This is a genomic window from Nocardioides sp. YIM 152315, assembly GCF_029210375.1.
Lineage (GTDB): Bacteria > Actinomycetota > Actinomycetes > Propionibacteriales > Nocardioidaceae > Nocardioides.
Window position 1 is genome coordinate 47,268 of sequence record NZ_JARGER010000008.1, and the last position, 16,054, is coordinate 63,321.

The 16,054-nt window shown below is 70.2% G+C and carries 14 protein-coding genes and 1 tRNA gene; 9 read left to right on the forward strand and 6 right to left on the reverse strand.

Annotation, left to right across the window (positions count from 1 at the left end; genetic code table 11):
• Positions 1 to 13 precede the first annotated feature (13 nt).
• Positions 14 to 556, forward strand: coding sequence for a M48 family metallopeptidase (locus tag PZ894_RS01380; RefSeq protein ID WP_275741703.1), 543 nt, complete (start codon positions 14 to 16; stop codon positions 554 to 556).
• Here the strand turns inward: PZ894_RS01380 and PZ894_RS01385 are convergent.
• Both PZ894_RS01385 and PZ894_RS01390 read right to left on the reverse strand, forming a co-directional pair.
• Positions 481 to 1,095 carry an NUDIX domain-containing protein gene (locus PZ894_RS01385; protein WP_275741705.1) on the reverse strand — a complete coding sequence of 205 codons (615 nt, stop codon included), beginning with the start codon at positions 1,093 to 1,095 and terminating at the stop codon, positions 481 to 483. The two genes, PZ894_RS01380 and PZ894_RS01385, sit on opposite strands and share 76 nt — an antisense overlap.
• Positions 1,092 to 2,435: a zinc-dependent metalloprotease gene (locus PZ894_RS01390; RefSeq protein ID WP_275741707.1), complete on the reverse strand. Its 1,344-nt coding sequence runs from the start codon at positions 2,433 to 2,435 to the stop codon at positions 1,092 to 1,094. Before PZ894_RS01390 ends, PZ894_RS01385 begins: the two co-directional genes overlap by 4 nt.
• A 31-nt stretch (positions 2,436 to 2,466) precedes the next feature.
• On the opposite strand from PZ894_RS01390, the gene PZ894_RS01395 reads away from it, so the two are divergent.
• The 8 genes from PZ894_RS01395 to PZ894_RS01430 all read left to right on the forward strand — a co-directional run bounded on the left by PZ894_RS01395 (position 2,467) and on the right by PZ894_RS01430 (position 9,659).
• Entirely contained in the window at positions 2,467 to 2,889 is a 423-nt protein-coding gene (locus PZ894_RS01395; protein WP_275741709.1) for a molybdenum cofactor biosynthesis protein MoaE, read from the forward strand.
• Between the two features lie 46 nt (positions 2,890 to 2,935).
• Positions 2,936 to 3,178 carry a hypothetical protein gene (locus PZ894_RS01400; RefSeq protein WP_275741711.1) on the forward strand — a complete coding sequence of 81 codons (243 nt, stop codon included), beginning with the start codon at positions 2,936 to 2,938 and terminating at the stop codon, positions 3,176 to 3,178.
• Between the two features lie 42 nt (positions 3,179 to 3,220).
• Positions 3,221 to 4,273, forward strand: a complete 1,053-nt coding sequence (locus PZ894_RS01405) for a PDZ domain-containing protein (protein WP_275741713.1) — start codon at positions 3,221 to 3,223, stop codon at positions 4,271 to 4,273.
• Positions 4,270 to 4,842: a PPA1309 family protein gene (locus PZ894_RS01410; RefSeq protein WP_275741715.1), complete on the forward strand. Its 573-nt coding sequence runs from the start codon at positions 4,270 to 4,272 to the stop codon at positions 4,840 to 4,842. Before PZ894_RS01405 ends, PZ894_RS01410 begins: the two co-directional genes overlap by 4 nt.
• Positions 4,843 to 4,870: 28 nt before the next feature.
• Entirely contained in the window at positions 4,871 to 7,915 is a 3,045-nt protein-coding gene (locus PZ894_RS01415; RefSeq protein WP_275741716.1) for a UPF0182 family protein, read from the forward strand.
• Between the two features lie 48 nt (positions 7,916 to 7,963).
• Positions 7,964 to 8,037, forward strand: a tRNA-Met gene (locus tag PZ894_RS01420).
• A 194-nt stretch (positions 8,038 to 8,231) separates the two neighbouring features.
• Positions 8,232 to 8,456, forward strand: a complete 225-nt coding sequence (locus PZ894_RS01425) for a helix-turn-helix domain-containing protein (protein ID WP_275741718.1) — start codon at positions 8,232 to 8,234, stop codon at positions 8,454 to 8,456.
• Between the two features lie 6 nt (positions 8,457 to 8,462).
• Positions 8,463 to 9,659, forward strand: coding sequence for a site-specific integrase (locus tag PZ894_RS01430; RefSeq protein ID WP_275741720.1), 1,197 nt, complete (start codon positions 8,463 to 8,465; stop codon positions 9,657 to 9,659).
• Positions 9,660 to 9,931: 272 nt separating this feature from the next.
• Here the strand turns inward: PZ894_RS01430 and mobF are convergent, their stop codons facing one another.
• The 4 genes from mobF to PZ894_RS01450 form a co-directional block, all read right to left on the reverse strand.
• Positions 9,932 to 12,592 (reverse strand): MobF family relaxase, encoded by a 2,661-nt coding sequence (gene mobF, locus PZ894_RS01435; protein ID WP_275741722.1) that lies wholly within the window; start codon positions 12,590 to 12,592, stop codon positions 9,932 to 9,934.
• Positions 12,593 to 12,922: 330 nt separating this feature from the next.
• Entirely contained in the window at positions 12,923 to 13,270 is a 348-nt protein-coding gene (locus PZ894_RS01440; RefSeq protein ID WP_275741724.1) for a hypothetical protein, read from the reverse strand.
• 593 nt (positions 13,271 to 13,863) lie between these two features.
• Positions 13,864 to 14,619: an enoyl-CoA hydratase/isomerase family protein gene (locus PZ894_RS01445; protein WP_275741726.1), complete on the reverse strand. Its 756-nt coding sequence runs from the start codon at positions 14,617 to 14,619 to the stop codon at positions 13,864 to 13,866.
• A complete protein-coding gene (locus PZ894_RS01450; RefSeq protein ID WP_275741728.1) occupies positions 14,616 to 15,815 on the reverse strand; it encodes a thiolase family protein in 1,200 nt (399 codons plus the stop codon). Before PZ894_RS01450 ends, PZ894_RS01445 begins: the two co-directional genes overlap by 4 nt.
• Positions 15,816 to 16,054: the final 239 nt, after the last annotated feature.

Genomic DNA, 16,054 nt, shown 5'->3' on the forward strand with positions numbered 1-16,054 from the left:
CTAGGTTCGGGACATGACGGGCCGACCCGAGGTGGAGGTGCGCCGCTCGAAGCGGCGACGCCGCACCGTCTCGGCGTACCGCGACGGCGACCGCGTCGTGGTGTTGATCCCCGCCTCGCTCTCGCGCAAGGAGGAGGCGGAGTGGGTCGAGACCATGCTCGCCCGCCTCGAGAAGTCCGAGCGGCGGCGCAAGCCCAGCGACGAGGACCTGATGAAGCGGGCGAGGTCGCTCAGCGACCGCTACCTCGGCGGCCTGGCCCTGCCCGAGTCGGTCCGGTGGGTCGACAACCAGGAGTCCCGCTGGGGATCGTGCACGCCGGGCGACCGGACGATCCGGCTGTCCGCGCGGCTGCAGGGGATGCCGTCGTGGGTCATCGACTACGTGCTGATCCACGAGCTGGCGCACCTCTTCGAGGCCAGCCACAACGACCGGTTCTGGGCCTGGGTCGACCGCTACCCGCAGGCGGAGCGGGCGAAGGGCTACCTGATCGGCTGGTCGGCGGCGGCCCGGCTGGACCTGCCACCCGGCGAGGTCGCCGGCGACGAGGTCGATTGAGACCAGCGCTCGCGCGCCCGCCGGATCAGCTCGTGCATCTCGTCCTCGAGCTCGGGGAGCGCGTCGACCGGCCACCAGCGGACGTCGAGGGACTCCTCGCTGGTGGCGTGCGCGGCGCCCGCCGGGGCCAGCGCCGTGAACCGTACGTCGAGGTGGCGGACCGTCCCGCGCGGATCGCAGAAGTCGACCGTGTGCTCGTCGAGGTGCAGCGGCCGGGGATCGAGGCGCAGACCGTCGATGCCCGACTCCTCGGTCGCCTCCCGCAGCGCTGCGGCGGCGAGGGTCGGGTCGGCGGGCTCGACGTGACCCCCGAACGCGAACCAGCGCCGGGCCTTGCGGTGCAGGTTGAGCAGCACCCGGTCCAGGCCGGCGTCGAGGACCAGCGCGCCCGCGGTCAGGTGGTCGGGGAAGCAGGAGCGCTCCACGCCGTCCGGATGGGCCTCGAGGTGCGCGACGTACCTGGCCCGCAGCTCCTCCTGCCGGGCATCGGAGCCGGCCCAGGTGCGCAGCGTCTCCAGCGCGTCGGCGTGGACGCTCACTCCTCCTGCTCGCCCGGCTGGCCACCGAGCAGCTTCTGCAGCTCGGCGTCGAAGTCCTCGTCGCTCAGCTGCGGCGGGGCGGTGGCGTCCTCGCGGAACCCCAGCGGGTCGTCGAGGTCGGCCGCGGTCGGGAGCAGGTCGGGGTGCATCCACACGCCGTCGCGGGCCTCGGTGCCCTGGCGGGTGCGCAGGGAGCCCCACAGCGTGGAGGCGTCGCGCAGCCGGCGGGGCCGCAGCTCCAGGCCGACCAGGGTCGCGAACGTCTGCTCGGCCGGGCCGCCCGCGGCGCGCCGGCGCCGGAAGACCTCCTGGAGCTTGCCCGCGGTGGGCATCCGCTCCGCGGTCGCCTGGCCGACGACCTCGTCGACCCAGCCCTCCACGAGCGCGAGGGTGACCTCGAGCCGCTGCAGGGCGGCCTCCTGCGCGGGCGAGCTGGGCAGGTCGAACATGCCGCCCTCGAGCAGCTGCTGCAACGACTCCGGGTTGGTCGGGTCGATGCCGCGCATCTGCTCCTCGAAGCGGGACTGGATGCCCTCGGCGTTGATCTCGATGCCACGCGCGTAGTCGGCCACCGCGCCGATGAGGTGGTCGCGCAGCCACGGCACGTGGGCGAAGAGGCGCTGGTGGGCGGCCTCGCGCAGCGCGACGTAGAGGAGCACGTCGTCGGCGCCGACGTCGAGGTCGGCCGCGAAGGCGTCGAGGTTGGCGCTGACGATCGCGGCCTTGCCGGGCGCCGCGAGTGGCAGCCCGATGTCGGAGACGCTCAGCACGTCGGAGGCGAGCGCCCCGAGCCCGGAGCCGATCTGGCCCGCGAGCATGCCGCCGACCGCCTGGCCGAGGATGCCGAGGATCGGTCCGGACATCTCCCGCGCCTCGGCCGGCATGGCGCTGCCGAGCGCCTGCACCGACGACTCGGCGATCGGCTCGACCAGCACCTTCCACACGTCGGTGGTGCCGACGACCCACTCGGCCCGGCTCCATGCGGCCGGCGCCGTCACGCCGGAGGGGAACGCCGTGGCCTCGTCGAGCCAGTGGTCGGCGAGCTGGAACGCGTCGGCGACGGCGTCGCGCTGCCGCTGGGTCGGGCTCGGGTCGGGCGACTGAGCCACGGTCTTGCGGGCCAGGTCGATCGCGAAGTCCCAGTTCACCGGGCCGTCGTGCGGCTGCATCAGGAACTGCAGCTGGCCGAAGAGCTGGTTCAGGTCGGGCATCCCGCCCGGCATCCCGCCGGGCAGGCCCGCCCCTCCGCCGCCCATCGCGCCGAAGAGCTGCTCGAACGGCGTCCCCTTGAAGGGGTTCTGGTTGCCGTCGTCGGGGTTCTCGCCCGGCTTGTCGTTCATGCCGACCACGGTACGCGGCTAGTGTCTGCCTGTGAGCACGATCCGCCTCGCCGAGCTGCGCGACACCCCGCTCGACGTCGCCGAGGTCGTCGCCGCGCTCGACGACGACGCCTCGGGCGGGCTGACCCTCTTCGTGGGTCGGGTCCGCGACCACGACCAAGGCAAGGGCGTGGTCGGCCTCGACTACAGCGCCCACCCCACGGCGACCGAGCGCCTGCGAGACGTGTGCCAGCGCGTCGCGGCGGAGCACGACGTGCACGGGGTGGCCGCGGTGCACCGGGTCGGCAGCCTCGACATCGGCGACATCGCGGTCGTCGTCGCGACCACGGCGAGCCACCGTGGCGACGCCTTCGCCGCGTCCCGGGCACTCATCGACACCCTCAAGGCCGAGGTCCCGATCTGGAAGCACCAGCGCTTCGGTGACGGCACCGAGGAGTGGGTCGGCACCCCGTAGGCGTGCCTCCCGCCGGACCGCCACGCCGCCGCCTACGCTCGGACCCGTGGAGATCCTGCTCTGGCTCGTGCCGTCGGCGGTGGCGACGGCCGTCGCCATGCTGTGGGTCGGCTGGCTCGGGCGCGAGGGTCGCGGCGAGGTCGACCGCGACGTCGCCGTACGCCGGATCGCGGCCGCGCTCGAGCCCGAGCGACGGCGCCGCAGGCCGGCGCCCGGCTACGCCGCGCCGCAGCCGGAGCGCGACCGCAGCACCGGCGTCGCCGTACGCCCGTCGCGTCGGGCGTCCTGACCGCCCGCGCGCACGTTGGCGCGGTCTGACAGTCTTGGCGCCATGACGCAGCGCACCTTCGCCGGCCTGCTGGCCGTGCCGTTGGTGATCGCGCTGTGGGTGGCGGCCGCGTTCGAGTCCCTGCCCTACGTCACCTACGAGCCGGGCATCACCGTCGACGTCCTCGGTGACAACGACGAGGGCGAGCCGATCATCCAGGTCGACGGGCACGAGACCTGGGCCGACGACGGCGAGCTGCGGATGACCACGGTCTACGTCTCCCAACCCGACGCGCACAACACGCTCTTCGAGCTGATGCAGGACTGGATCAGCTCCTCCAGCGCGGTCTACCCGTTCGACGCCATCTACCGCGACGACGTGACCACCGAGCAGAACCGCGAGCAGGGTCGCCAGGAGATGACGTCCTCCAAGGACGCCGCGACGGCGGCCGCGCTGACCGAGCTCGGCTACGACGTCACCGACGCGGTGGTCGTCGGGGTCGACAAGGGCGCGCCGGCCGACGGCCGGCTGGAGCAGGGCGACGTGATCCTGCGGGTCGACGGACAGCCGGTCGGCGACTCCGACGACGTCGTCGACGCCGTCGGCCGGGCCGCGGCGGGGCAGCCGCTCGCGCTCGTCGTACGTCGCGACGGTCAGCGGCGGACCGTCGAGGTGACGCCGCGGGAGGTCGACGGCGGGCCGCAGGTCGGCATCCAGGTCGGCACCGAGACGACCGACTTCCCCGTCGACGTCACCGTCGCGATCGACCCGAGCATCGGCGGCCCGAGCGCGGGCCTGATGTTCAGCATCGGCATCTACGACATCCTCACCGAGGGCTCCCTGACCGACGGCCGGACGATCGCCGGCACGGGCACGGTCGACGCGGGCGGCAACGTCGGCCCGATCGGCGGCATCCAGCAGAAGATCGTCGGGGCGCGCGATGCGGGCGCCGAGCTGTTCCTGGTGCCGCCCGACAACTGCGACGAGGCCGTCGAGGCCCCGCACGGCGACATGCTCCTGGTCGAGGCCGAGTCGACGCACAGCGCGCTGCGGTCGATCGAGAAGTGGGTCGACGACCCGGACGCCGACCTCCCGGCCTGCGGAGGCGCGACGTGAGCGACGAGTACGACTCCGCGCTGCCCGGCTTCGACAACGTCGACCCGGCGCTGGCGGCCGCCGTCCTCGAGATCGAGGACCACATCGCGGGCGAGGGCTGGGACCAGCCGGCCCGCCTCTACGCGCTGGTCGACACCGCCTCGCTGGTCGCGCGGGAGCCAGCGCTGGCGGCCGCGATGGGCCTCGACTCCGCGGCCGCCGAGGGGTCGCTGACCCCGATCGAGCAGGAGCAGCTGTCCGCCGACCAGCCGTTCGAGGAGACGCTGGGGTCGATCACGTGGCCGCCGGGCGTGGCCGGCTGCGCCGCCGTCGTGGAGCGGCTGGTGCTGCCGCCGGACGCCGACGAGCAGATCCCCGACGACCGCGCGCTCGCGGAGCAGTTCGCGCGCGAGCACCCCGAGCGCCAGGAGGTGCGGATCGCGGCCGGCGTCACACGGGCCGGCGCGACGTACTGCGCCCTGCGGCTGCGGGCCCACGACGACGACCAGTCCGTGGTCGGCGGCGCCGATCTCGTGCCGGGCCTGCTGGAGCTGCTGGGAGCCACGCTCGAGGACGAGCCGGAGTCGTAGGCCGTGACGAATCAGGGAGAGACCAAGCATGAGTGAGCTGTTCGACGAGGAGTCCCGCGAGGCCCCGCCGCCGCGCGGATCCCGGCGCTCGCGCGCACTGATCATCACCGCGGTGGTGCTGGTGCTCGCGTTCCTCGGCCTCTCCACCTTCGCCTCGCTCTACACCGACCGGCTCTGGTACGAGTCCGGCGGATACTCCGAGGTCTTCTCGACGATGTTCTGGACCCGGCTCGGCCTCTTCCTCGTGTTCGGCGCGGTGATGGGGCTCGTCGTCGGCGTCAACATCTACCTCGCCTACCGGTTCCGGCCGTTCTTCCGGCCGAACTCGCCCGAGCAGACCGGTCTCGACCGCTACCGCGACGCGGTGACGCCGATCCGCACCTGGCTCCTGGTCGGCGTCTCGATCGTGCTCGGCGCCTTCGCCGGCAGCTCGGCGATCGGGGAGTGGCGCAACTACCTGCTCTGGCGCAACGGCGGCTCCTTCGGGGAGCAGGACCGGTGGTTCGACAAGGACATCGGCTTCTACGTCTTCGACCTGCCCTGGCTGCACTACCTCGCCGACTACGCGATGGCGGTGCTGGTCGTCGCGCTGATCGCCACCGTCGTCGTCCACTACCTGTACGGCGGCATCCGGCTGCAGACCTCCCGCGACCGGCTCTCGGGCGCGGCGCAGGTGCAGATCTCCGTGCTGCTGGGGCTCTTCGTGCTGGTGAAGGCCGCGGACTACTGGCTGGACCGCTACGACCTCGTCACCCGCTCCGGGCCGCTGATCACCGGCATGAACTACACCGGCGACAACGCCATCCTCCCCGCGAAGAACATCCTGCTCGGCATCTCGATCATCTGCGCGGTGCTCTTCTTCGTCAACGTCTGGCGCCGCACCTGGCTGCTGCCGTCCGTCGGCCTCGCACTGCTCGCGGTCTCGGCGATCCTGCTCGGCCTCATCTGGCCCGGCATCGTGCAGCAGTTCCAGGTCAAGCCGTCGGAGGCCGACAAGGAGGCGCCGTACATCCAGGCGAACATCGAGGCCACCCGCGCGGCGTACGACATCGACGACGTCGAGGTCGACGACGACTACTCCTCCGCGGCGGACACGAACGCCTCGGTCGACGAGCTCGACGCCCAGACGACCTCGACGCCGCTGGTCGACCCGCAGCTGGTGCGCGAGGCCTTCGAGCAGAACCAGCAGGTCCGGGCCTACTACTCCGTGGCCGACGTCCTCGACGTCGACCGCTACGAGATCGCCGGCAACGACCGCGCGCTCGTGCTCGGCGTGCGCGAGCTCGACCAGTCCGGCATCCCCTCCGGGGACCGGAACTGGTCCAACCTGCACACCGTCTACACCCACGGCAACGGCGTCATCGCGGCGTACGCCAACCAGCGTCCCGAGGACAACTCGGCGCAGATCGACGCCACCACCCAGCAGGGCGGCGACCAGAGCGGTCTCGTCTGGGCGCAGGGCAACGTGGCCGGCCAGGACGCGCTGGCCCGCGCCGTGGGCGGCGAGTTCGAGGACCGCATCTACTACGGCGAGCAGAGCCCGGAGTACTCCATCGTCGGCAAGGCGAGCGAGGGCGCGAACGACGTCGAGCTCAACCTGCCGACGGGCAACACCGACGCCGGCACGACCACGACGTACGACGGCTCCGGCGACGCCGACGTCGGCGGCTTCTTCAACCAGCTGATGTTCGGCGTGAAGTTCGGCGAGCCCAACTTCCTCCTCTCCGGGCGCGTCAACGAGAACAGCCGGCTGCTCTACAACCGGACGCCCCGCGAGCGGGTCGAGAAGGTCGCACCCTGGCTCACCGTCGACAGCGACCCCTACCCGGCGATCGTGGACGGCCGCATCCAGTGGATCCTCGACGGCTACACGACCACCGACCGCTACCCGGGATCGGAGCGTGAGTCGTTCGAGGAGATGACAGACGACTCGCTGCAGGTCGAGACCGGGCTGCAGACCCTGCCGACCGACGAGATCAACTACATGCGCAACGCCGTCAAGGCGACCGTCGACGCCTACAGCGGCGAGGTCACGCTCTACGCCTGGAACGAGGACGACCCGATCCTGCAGGCCTGGGACAAGGCGTTCCCGGGCACGGTGCAGCCGAAGTCGGAGATCTCCGACGAGCTCATGCAGCACCTGCGCTACCCCGAGGACCTGTTCCAGGTGCAGCGCTACCAGCTGGCCCGCTACCACGTCACCGACCCGAGCGACTTCTACCAGGGCAACAACCGGTGGGAGGTGCCGGAGGACCCGTACGCCGCCGGCCGGTTCCAGCCGCCGTACCGCCTCTTCGTGGGCGACGTCACCGCGGGGGAGAAGTTCTCGGTCACCTCGGTGTTCGTGCCCTACCAGAAGAGCAACCTCGCGTCGTTCGTCTCCGTCGACTCCGACGCGACGAGCGACGACTACGGCACGATGCGGGTGCTCCAGCTGCGCACCGAGCAGACCCCGGGACCGGGCCAGGTCGCGAACCAGTTCGCCTCGGACCCCGACATCGCCGACCTGCTCGCCCAGTTCAACCGCAGTGGCGGAACCGTCAGTTACGGCAACCTGCTCACGCTGCCGATCAACGAGGGCCTGATGTACGTGCAGCCGGTCTACGCCAGCCGCGCCGCCTCCGAGTCGAGCTTCCCGATCCTGCGCTACGTGCTCGTCAAGTACGGCAACGAGATCGGCCACGGCGCCACCCTGCTCCAAGCCCTCGAGGACGTCCTGGGCGAGACCGCCAGCGGCGACACCGGCGACACCGGGGGCGGCAATGGCGGTGGCAACGGTAGCGGTGGTGGGACCGGCGGCGGCACCGGCGGCGGCCAGGGCGGCACCGTGGACCAGCAGATCGAGGGACTGCTGCAGAAGGCGGACTCGGCGTACGACGCCGCCCAGTCGGCCCTCACCAGCGGCGACCTGGCGACGTACCAGCGCCAGGTCGACCGGGCGCAGACCTTCATCGAGCAGGCGCTCGACCTCGCCGACAAGCGTGGCGCGAAGACTCCACCGGAGACGCCGTCGGCGGGGCCCTCCGAGTCACCCACCGAGGCCGACAGCGGGGACGATAGCTCCGCCGGCTGACCCGGATTTGGCGCGCTCCACCCCGGTCTGTAAGGTGGTGTTCACCGACGCGGGGTGGAGCAGCTCGGTAGCTCGCTGGGCTCATAACCCAGAGGTCGCAGGTTCAAATCCTGCCCCCGCTACAAAATTCAGGCTCGGATCCCCTGGGGATCCGAGCCTGAAAGCATTTGAGACTTGATCCGGTCATCACAAAGTCATCACTTACTCGGCCGATCGACCCGTCCGAAGGCCCTTGCCCCGCACCAGCTTGCGCGTGAGCATGGACGCCTTCGGGTCCGCTCGGGTCCGCTTGGGCTGCGCCGTGCACCTGAGCGGCATGACGACCCAGCTGCGAACAGTCGCGGGCCTCGACCCGCTGCTGAGCATCGAGGATCTCGCCGAGTACCTCGGCGTGCCGATCGCGACCATCTACGACTGGCGCGTCGACGGCAAGGGCCCGCGTGGCATCCGGGTCGGGCGCCACGTCAAGTTCACGACGGGCGACGTGCTCGCCTGGATCGAGACCCAGCGCGAGGTGCGACCCGACCAGCACCGGCGGTGATCTGAGATGGGCCGTCCGCGGACCGACATCGGGACCTTCGGCGACTTCTCCTACCTCCCTACGCCCAACGGCAAGGTCAAAGCGCGCGTCCGCTTCCGTGACGAGGACGGCCGACTCCGCCTGGTTCAAGCAACCGGTGGCACCCGCAAGTCCGCCGAGCGAGCGTTGAAGCAGAAGTTGTCGCGGCGCGACAACTACGCCGCAGGAAGCCTCGACCTGACACGCGACAGCCCGTTCGGAGTTCTGGTCGACGTCTGGCTCGACGATCTCGACGTCACCGGCAAGCTCGCACCGAGCACCCGTTCGCTCTACGAGCGCAACATGCGACAGCTCGTCCTGCCGGCGTTCGAGCACTACGCGCTGCGCGAGATCACCGTCCGCAAGGTCGACCAGTTCATCAAGACCCTCGCGACGACCAAGAGCTACAGCATGGCGAAGCAGGCCCGGACCGTGATGAGCCTGGCCTTCGGGCTGGCCGTGCGCTATGACGCGATGCGCTCCAACCCGGTCCGCGACACCGCTCGCCTGCGCAAGCCGCCCTCCCAGGCGATGTCGCTGACGATCGACCAGGTCGAGGCCATCCGGCGGGCCGCACAGGGCTGGCGCCGAACGGACGGACTCCCCGGGCCCAAACCGGACGGACAGCTCGAGCAGATCATCGACGTGATGCTCGGGACCTCCGCCCGGATCGGGGAGGTGCTCGCCATCCGTCGGTGCGACGTCGATGTGACCACCTCGCCGGCGACCGTGCGGATCTGCGGCACCATCGTGTCGCCCACCGGCAAGCCGACCCACCGGCAGGCCCACCCCAAGACCACGAAGTCGAGCCGGACAGTCTCGGTGCCGTCGTTCGCCGCCGCGGTGTTGCGCGACCGGTTGGCCGGCACCTCCTCCGCGGACTCCAACCAGCTTCTGTTCTTCAGCCGCAACGGGACCCCGTTGACGACGAACAACATCCGTCGCCGCCTGCGGGCGATCCTGGACGAGGCGGGCATCGAGGGCGTCACGCCGCACTCGTTCCGTCGGACCGTGGCGACGGTGCTGGACCGAGCCGGCGGCGCGGACCTGGCAGCCGAGATGCTCGGACACACATCGTCCAAGATCACCAAGGAGCACTACATCCAGCCGGACGAGAAGGTGAACCCCGTGACCGCAGCGATCCTCGAGTCACTCGCTCCTCAGCGGCGGATCGAGGACCGATGAGGGATCACCGGTCCCGGAACGGGTCCGGGACCGACGTCAGCTCGGCATCAGACGCCCAGCCGTACGGCTCCGCGTCCGACGCGGAGCCGGAGACTCCGGTTGTGGACCGGGTGCACCGGGCGCGACCTCCAGCTGGAGTATGGCCCGGCTCCCAGACCGGCATCTGAGGGTTCGTGCATGGGTGGAGGCTAGAGGGAAGTTGTTACCGGATTCCGGTACCAATTCCGGGGGAACGTCGGGGAGCGCTGTGGATAACTGCGCGTTTGCGCAGGTCAGATGCGTTCCCCCAATTCATTCGCCCAGGGCCTTATCCAGTGCCCGAGATTGGTGCCCGTCGGGGCTGGCGGTCGGTTTTCTGGCACCGGGGGAAGAGGGGGAACGGAGCCGCGGCAAGGGACGACAAGTGTCCCGTAGCGGTCGATGGCGTCGATGGCTTGCCGTCGGGCGTGGGCGGGGCCGAGGTCGGCGCGGTCGCGTGCGAAGACGTCGACCCACTGGCGACGGGCGTCGTCGAGGTCGTCGGCGACGAGGTGCGCGGTGTTGTGATGGCGGCCGCGGGTCATGGCCACGTACGCGGCGCCGGCGCCGGTGTGCTCGCCGATCACGACGTGTGCGGCGTCGACGGTCTCTCCCTGGGCGCCGTGGACGGTGGTGGCGTAGGCAAGCTCGACGAAGCGGGCTGCGTACTCGGCCGGCACCAGGCGGTCTCGACCGCGACCTTTTAAAGTGAGGCTCCCGTCGTCGCCGATGCCGGTTACGGTCCAGGTCTGCCGGTTCGCGACCTGGAGGTCGGGGTCGTTGCGACGGGTGGCGACGCGGTCACCGAGGCCGACCCGTTCCCCGGCGGCCGTGGTGACCACCTTGCCCGGATCGACCAAGCCATCGGTGTGGTGGTCGCGGATAGTGGCGTTCAGATCGGCGACCTGCTCGCGGGTGTCGGCAATCACCAGGTCGCCGTGGGAGGCGGCCTCGGCGAGTGCGGCGGTGCGTTCGACCTCGGTGCGGTGAATGACGATCTGTCCGCGTCGGTGGAGGGTGTCGAACACTGCGTCGGGATCGTTGCCGGCACGCATCCTCAAGCTCAGGTCGGCGTAGGCCGGGTCGGTGAACCGGTGCACGGTCTCGAGGCTGACGACGGCGGTGGGGTGCGCGAACGCGACGGCGTGGTCGAGGACGCCGCCGCGGCCGACGGCGGGGAGCTGGTGCCGGTCTCCGACGAGGGCGATCCGTGCGCCGGTCTCGTCGGCGAGGATCAGGAGCGCGCGTGCCGTGTCGTGGTCGAGCATGCCGGCCTCGTCGACGAGCAGCAGATCGCCGGGTCGCAGGCGCGCGGCTTGGCTGGGGGTGGGGTCCGAGTGGCGGGTCCAGTGGCCGTGGTCGTCCCAGCGCCAGCCGTGTTGGTAGATCAGCCAGGAGGCGGAGTGTCCGTCGGCGCCGATCTCGGTGGCGGCGACCTCGGCCGCCTTCAGTGTCGGGGTCACCACCACCATTCGATGCCGACGCAGGGCGAGGTGCTCCTTGATGGCGCGTAAGGCGGTGGTCTTCCCGGCGCCGGCTGCTCCCTCGACCACGACCAATTTCCCGTCGCCGGCCAGGGCGCTCACCACGGCGGCGTGCGCCGGGTCGACCCTCACGAACCCCCGCCCCTCGAGCCGGGAGCGACGCGCCGGCTCGGCACCGCGGCGGGCGAGCCGGGTGATCATGTCGGCTTCGACGTCAAGGACGCGCGAGGAGGTGAGAGACCGGACATGCTCAGGGACCCCGGGGACTTCCTTTCGTTCGAGCAGGCGGGTGCATCGGCTTGTGGTGCGGGCGGTGACGTCCTCGGCGAGCTCGACCCGCGCCGCACGGTCGGCGACTAGGCCGGTCTGGGCGAGCAGGACCTCGGTCCTTCCGCGGATGTCGGCGGTGTTCCACGCCGACCGCTTCGAACCGAGGATGGAGACGACGAGGTCGGCGGCGGCGTCGCGGTCGATCCACCCTGGCCGAGTCCCCTTGAGCACCACCGGCGCATCGGGGTCCCGGTAGCCGAGGTCGCGGAGCTCGCTGTTCCACCGGGCGACCAGCTCGGCACCGTCGCGGGGGACGACCTTGTCGGGGCGGGCCTGGGCCCACGCCCGCCGGTCCCAGCCCTCCCGCAACCGGCGGCCCGGCTCCTCGCCCGGATGATCCCGTCGCCACTTGGCCTCGTAGCGGTCCGTGTTGCGACGGACCTGTGCCGCCCGCGCACTGAACGCCCCCACGTATGGCCTGAGCTGTCGGATCTCGCTGGTCTCGGGGTCGGTCGTGTACCCGTGAGCGGCCAGTGCCGCTCGGAACTGCGGGTCGGTGGCGACCGCGGCGTGGCCGATGCCGTTGATCGCCTCGATGGAGTCGCGGATCCCGACCGAGTGGATGCCGCGCCAGCGTCCGACGGCCCACACACGGGCGTTGATCTGCAGGTGGAGATGCCGGTGCGGATCCCCGGCCCGTGACGTGTAGTGCCGGATCACCGCCGCCTCAACCTGCTCGACCGGTACCTGGACCTGCCGACCCCGCGGCCCCACCCTCGTTGTCGCGTGCGAGGCGACCCAGCCGACGATCTCCTTTGCTGCGCGGTCCTGCGCTGCGTCGAGCGCGTCGGAGATCTCCGGATGCAGTGCGGCGGCGAGGGACCAGGTCTTCGGACCGTTCACGACCACCTCGACGAATCGCAACCCATCCGCATCCGTGCGGAGCCGGCCCTTCTTGCTACCGGTGTCGATGTCGACCCCGGCGACCCACTGCTCGTAGGTGTCGCCATCCATCGCACCCTGCACCTCGATGCGGCCGGGTGTGGCGACCAGCCGGGTTGCGACACCGCTGCCTTCGGCCAGATAGTAGTCATCCGCCCGAGATCGGTCGCGCTCGACGTACGCGCGGGCTGCCTTCGCGGCGCCGCGGTAGAACTTCACCCCACCATGCACGCGACCACCCCTGAAACTCGGTGATCTCAAGGTGTGCATCGGCCGCCTACGGGCCTCCGTAGCATGGGTGCCGACTGCCTTGCCGACTGCCTTGCCGACTGCCTTGCAGTGGTCGGCGATGAACATGCGGTGAGGGAAGGACGACATCCTGGGACCGGGGAGAGCTGGTAGGTGCAATGGTCGGACGACAATGAGGTCGAAGCCTGAGACTTGTGGATCGAGTGCAGCACAGCCGGTGGGCACGTGCGCTGTCTCGTCCGGGCGGGTCGTTCGCGGCCCGGCTCGCCGCCGCGGAAACTCGGCACCTGCGAACTGTGATCACCCTTGAGCCCACAACGGAGTCGCCGAAGGGCGCAACAGCCACCGAGCGGTGACAACGGCCTCCTCCGCCCTCGGGCCTGTAGCCACCGCCTGCAGGCGATCCAACAGCCAGCTCAACAGACCGCACTCCATGGGGTAAGGCCAGTCCGCAACGAGCGGCACGTCGAGCTCCTGCCATGGCCCGAGGGATAGGTCGTCGATCGCACTGGGCAGGTCGCCGTGGACCGCCTCGTCGCCGCCCTCGACGACCCCGTTGTAGATCCGCCGCATCAACTGCATCGCGGCCGTGAACAATTGGTCTTCGTCGAACTGATCGAACAGATGTAGTTGCGCGTCTGGTGTCATCCCTCCATGACAGCGACACAATCGTCCTCGCGGACGTCTGGCAGCAGTGGCTGTGGAGGAACGACGCCAAGTCGCGCTTGGGGCACCGTTCGGGCAAGTGACGAGCTCCTTGCGTAGCGATAAGGCGAGCTCGACCGTCTGGGGTGGGCCGCGGTCGGTGAGGTCTTCGGTGCCGTGGAGGAGCGGGGCTCGAATGCGGCCTCGCCCTCGTCGCGGTAGCGGGCGAGGAGCTCGTAGACCCAGGACCTGGAGACTCCGTAGTCAGCGACGACCTCGCTCACGGGCGTTTCTCGGTGGTGACCAAGCGAGCCTTTGACATGGCACATGGCTATCGACGGGTGTCGTGACGCCTCGCCGTTCGGGTCCGGGATGTCGTGTGACGTCAGGTCGGAATGACGTGAGACATGTGTCCGGGATGTCCCGAGCCAGCACACTGACCCGCTGCAAAATCAGGCTCGGATCCCCTGCGCGGTGACTCCGGGTACCCGCCGCACGCACGAGGCAGTCCGCCAGCTGAGGCGAAGGTCGCCGGCCGTTGCCTGCCGACCACGGATGGCTTCGTCAGCCGGGTCGGCGACGCAGTGCCGCCCTCGTTACCTCCGCCGCGAGAAGGCATCCATCCGCTGGGCCGCGTCCTCGGTCTTGATAGTCGCGGCGATTGTCCGCGCCTCATCGCGCCCGGTCTCCGTCCTGGTGGAGTTCCAAGATGACCTGACCAGGCGCCGCGTTTGTCCCAGTGCGAGTCGCGGACCATTGGCGAGCGTTGCCGCCAGGCGATCGGCCGTGCCACGCGCGTCGGGCTCTACACGGGAGACCAGGCCCCAGTCCAACGCTTCCGCGGCTGTCAGAGTCCGCCCGGTCACCGCCAGATCGAGAGCTCGGACTTGACCGACCGCCCTAGGCAGTAACCACGACACGCCGCAGTCCGGAGTGAGCCCGACCCGTGAGTACGCCATCGTGAACCGGCAGTCGTTCTCGGCGACGATCACGTCCGCGGCGAGCATGACCGCCATCCCGGCGCCGGCGACGGCCCCCTGGACCGCGCACACCACGGGCTTGGAGAGACCGTCCAGCGCGATCAGTGCGGCGTCCAGGGTGGTGGCAAGGTTGTGCACGTAGTTGCTGCGGTCTGTCGCGGCCATCATGGCGACCAGGTCGCCGCCCGTGCAGAACCGGGAGCCCGCGCTGGTGACCAGGACGGCACGCACGGCGTCGTTCAAGGATGCGGTGCGCACCGCATCCTGTAGGGCCATCGCGGTCGGAAGATCGATCGCGTTGCCCATGGAGGGCCGGTTGAGGCGTATCTCGAGGACGCCGCCGTCCTTCACCTGCGCCTCCAGTCCGCTCACGGCTGGTACCGCCTGAACAACGCAGCGAGCGCTTGGCCGCCGCCGATACACATCGACACGATCCCGAATTCGAGGTCTTCTCGTACGAGGTGCTTGGCCACGCGCAGGGTGAGGATCGCGCCAGTTGCGCCGACTGGGTGTCCCAGCGCGATCGCGCCGCCGTACGGGTTGACGCGGGCGGGGTCAAGACCGGCATCTCGGATGCACGCCACCGCTTGCGACGCAAAGGCTTCATTCAGCTCGACGACATCGATGTCGTCGACTGTGAGACCTGCGCGGTCCAGTAGCGATTGGATCGCCAAGACGGGCGCATATCCCATGAGCTCAGGCTCCATAGCAGCCGTAGCGACTGCTTCCAATGAGACGAGTGCGCTCAGGCCGCGTGCACGCACAGCCGACTCGCGAGCGAGGACCAACGCGGCCGCGCCGTCGTTGATGCCGGACGCATTTCCAGCCGTGACGGTGCCACCGGCCTGGAAGGCCGGCCGTAGCCCGGTGAGACCGTCGTGAGTGGTCTCCGGTTTCGGGTGCTCGTCTGCTTCCAGGTGATACCCGCTGCGAGCAGAGACCTGGACCGGGACGATCTCCTCAGCGAAAGCGGCGGCGGCCCACGATGAAGCGGCTCGACGCTGCGACTCGAGAGCAAACTCGTCCTGTTCTGTTCGAGACACACCGTACTTCGCTGCGACGTTCTCAGCGGTCACGCCCATGTGGACTCCGCTGAAAGGGTCCGTCAGCATCATGACAGTGCCGTCCTTGAGGGACCTGTCGCGCAGAGCGAATCCCGAGCGCGCTTCGAAGTCGTAGAACGGCATTCGTGACATCGACTCGTCGCCGCCGGCGAGGGTCATGTCGAGCCCGTTCCACTGCATCTCCATCGCTGCCGACCAGACCGCTTGAAGGCCTGACCCGCAGAGCCGATTCACGGTGTACGCGGGAGTCGAGGTCGGCAGCCCGGCAGCCAGCGCGACACGACGCGCGTTGTAGGCGTCGGCGCCGACCTGCCCGATGCAGCCGAACACGGCTTCCTGGATCAGGTCCGGTGTGATGCCGGCCCGGCTGAGCGCTTCCCGTGCGGCGACGGCACCGAGCTCGTGGGCCGGGACGCCACGCAGGGACCCGCCGAACGAGCCGACGGGGGTCCGGGCACCGTCGACGACCAGAATCCGATCGCCATTCACGCCGCCCTCACGCATGAGAGGGGAAGAGGGCTAGCGAGCAGTCCGGGCACGCAGACGCGCGGCCAGGCCGGAACTCGAGGGTCCAGAAGTACCGCCACGAAACGGCGTACATCCCGCACGCGGTCTGGGCACTCCCGACCCGGCGGGCGTGTTGCAGCCCGTATGGCCTCGGCAGTGTGTCGTCGTCGCCGTGCCTGTCGACCATGTACGGCTCGCGGTGGGGGGCGGAGACGAGGTACTCGGGCCAAGAGTGC

What these genes read in the sequence shown, in the direction of transcription:
- PZ894_RS01405 (WP_275741713.1), top strand. Translation starts at nt 3,221, where the DNA reads ATGACGCAGCGCACCTTCGCCGGCCTGCTGGCCGTGCCGTTGGTGATC.
- PZ894_RS01390 (WP_275741707.1), bottom strand. Translation starts at nt 2,435, where the DNA reads ATGAACGACAAGCCGGGCGAGAACCCCGACGACGGCAACCAGAACCCC.
- PZ894_RS01380 (WP_275741703.1), top strand. Translation starts at nt 14, where the DNA reads ATGACGGGCCGACCCGAGGTGGAGGTGCGCCGCTCGAAGCGGCGACGC.
- PZ894_RS01430 (WP_275741720.1), top strand. Translation starts at nt 8,463, where the DNA reads ATGGGCCGTCCGCGGACCGACATCGGGACCTTCGGCGACTTCTCCTAC.
- PZ894_RS01450 (WP_275741728.1), bottom strand. Translation starts at nt 15,815, where the DNA reads ATGCGTGAGGGCGGCGTGAATGGCGATCGGATTCTGGTCGTCGACGGT.
- PZ894_RS01425 (WP_275741718.1), top strand. Translation starts at nt 8,232, where the DNA reads ATGACGACCCAGCTGCGAACAGTCGCGGGCCTCGACCCGCTGCTGAGC.
- PZ894_RS01415 (WP_275741716.1), top strand. Translation starts at nt 4,871, where the DNA reads ATGAGTGAGCTGTTCGACGAGGAGTCCCGCGAGGCCCCGCCGCCGCGC.
- PZ894_RS01440 (WP_275741724.1), bottom strand. Translation starts at nt 13,270, where the DNA reads ATGACACCAGACGCGCAACTACATCTGTTCGATCAGTTCGACGAAGAC.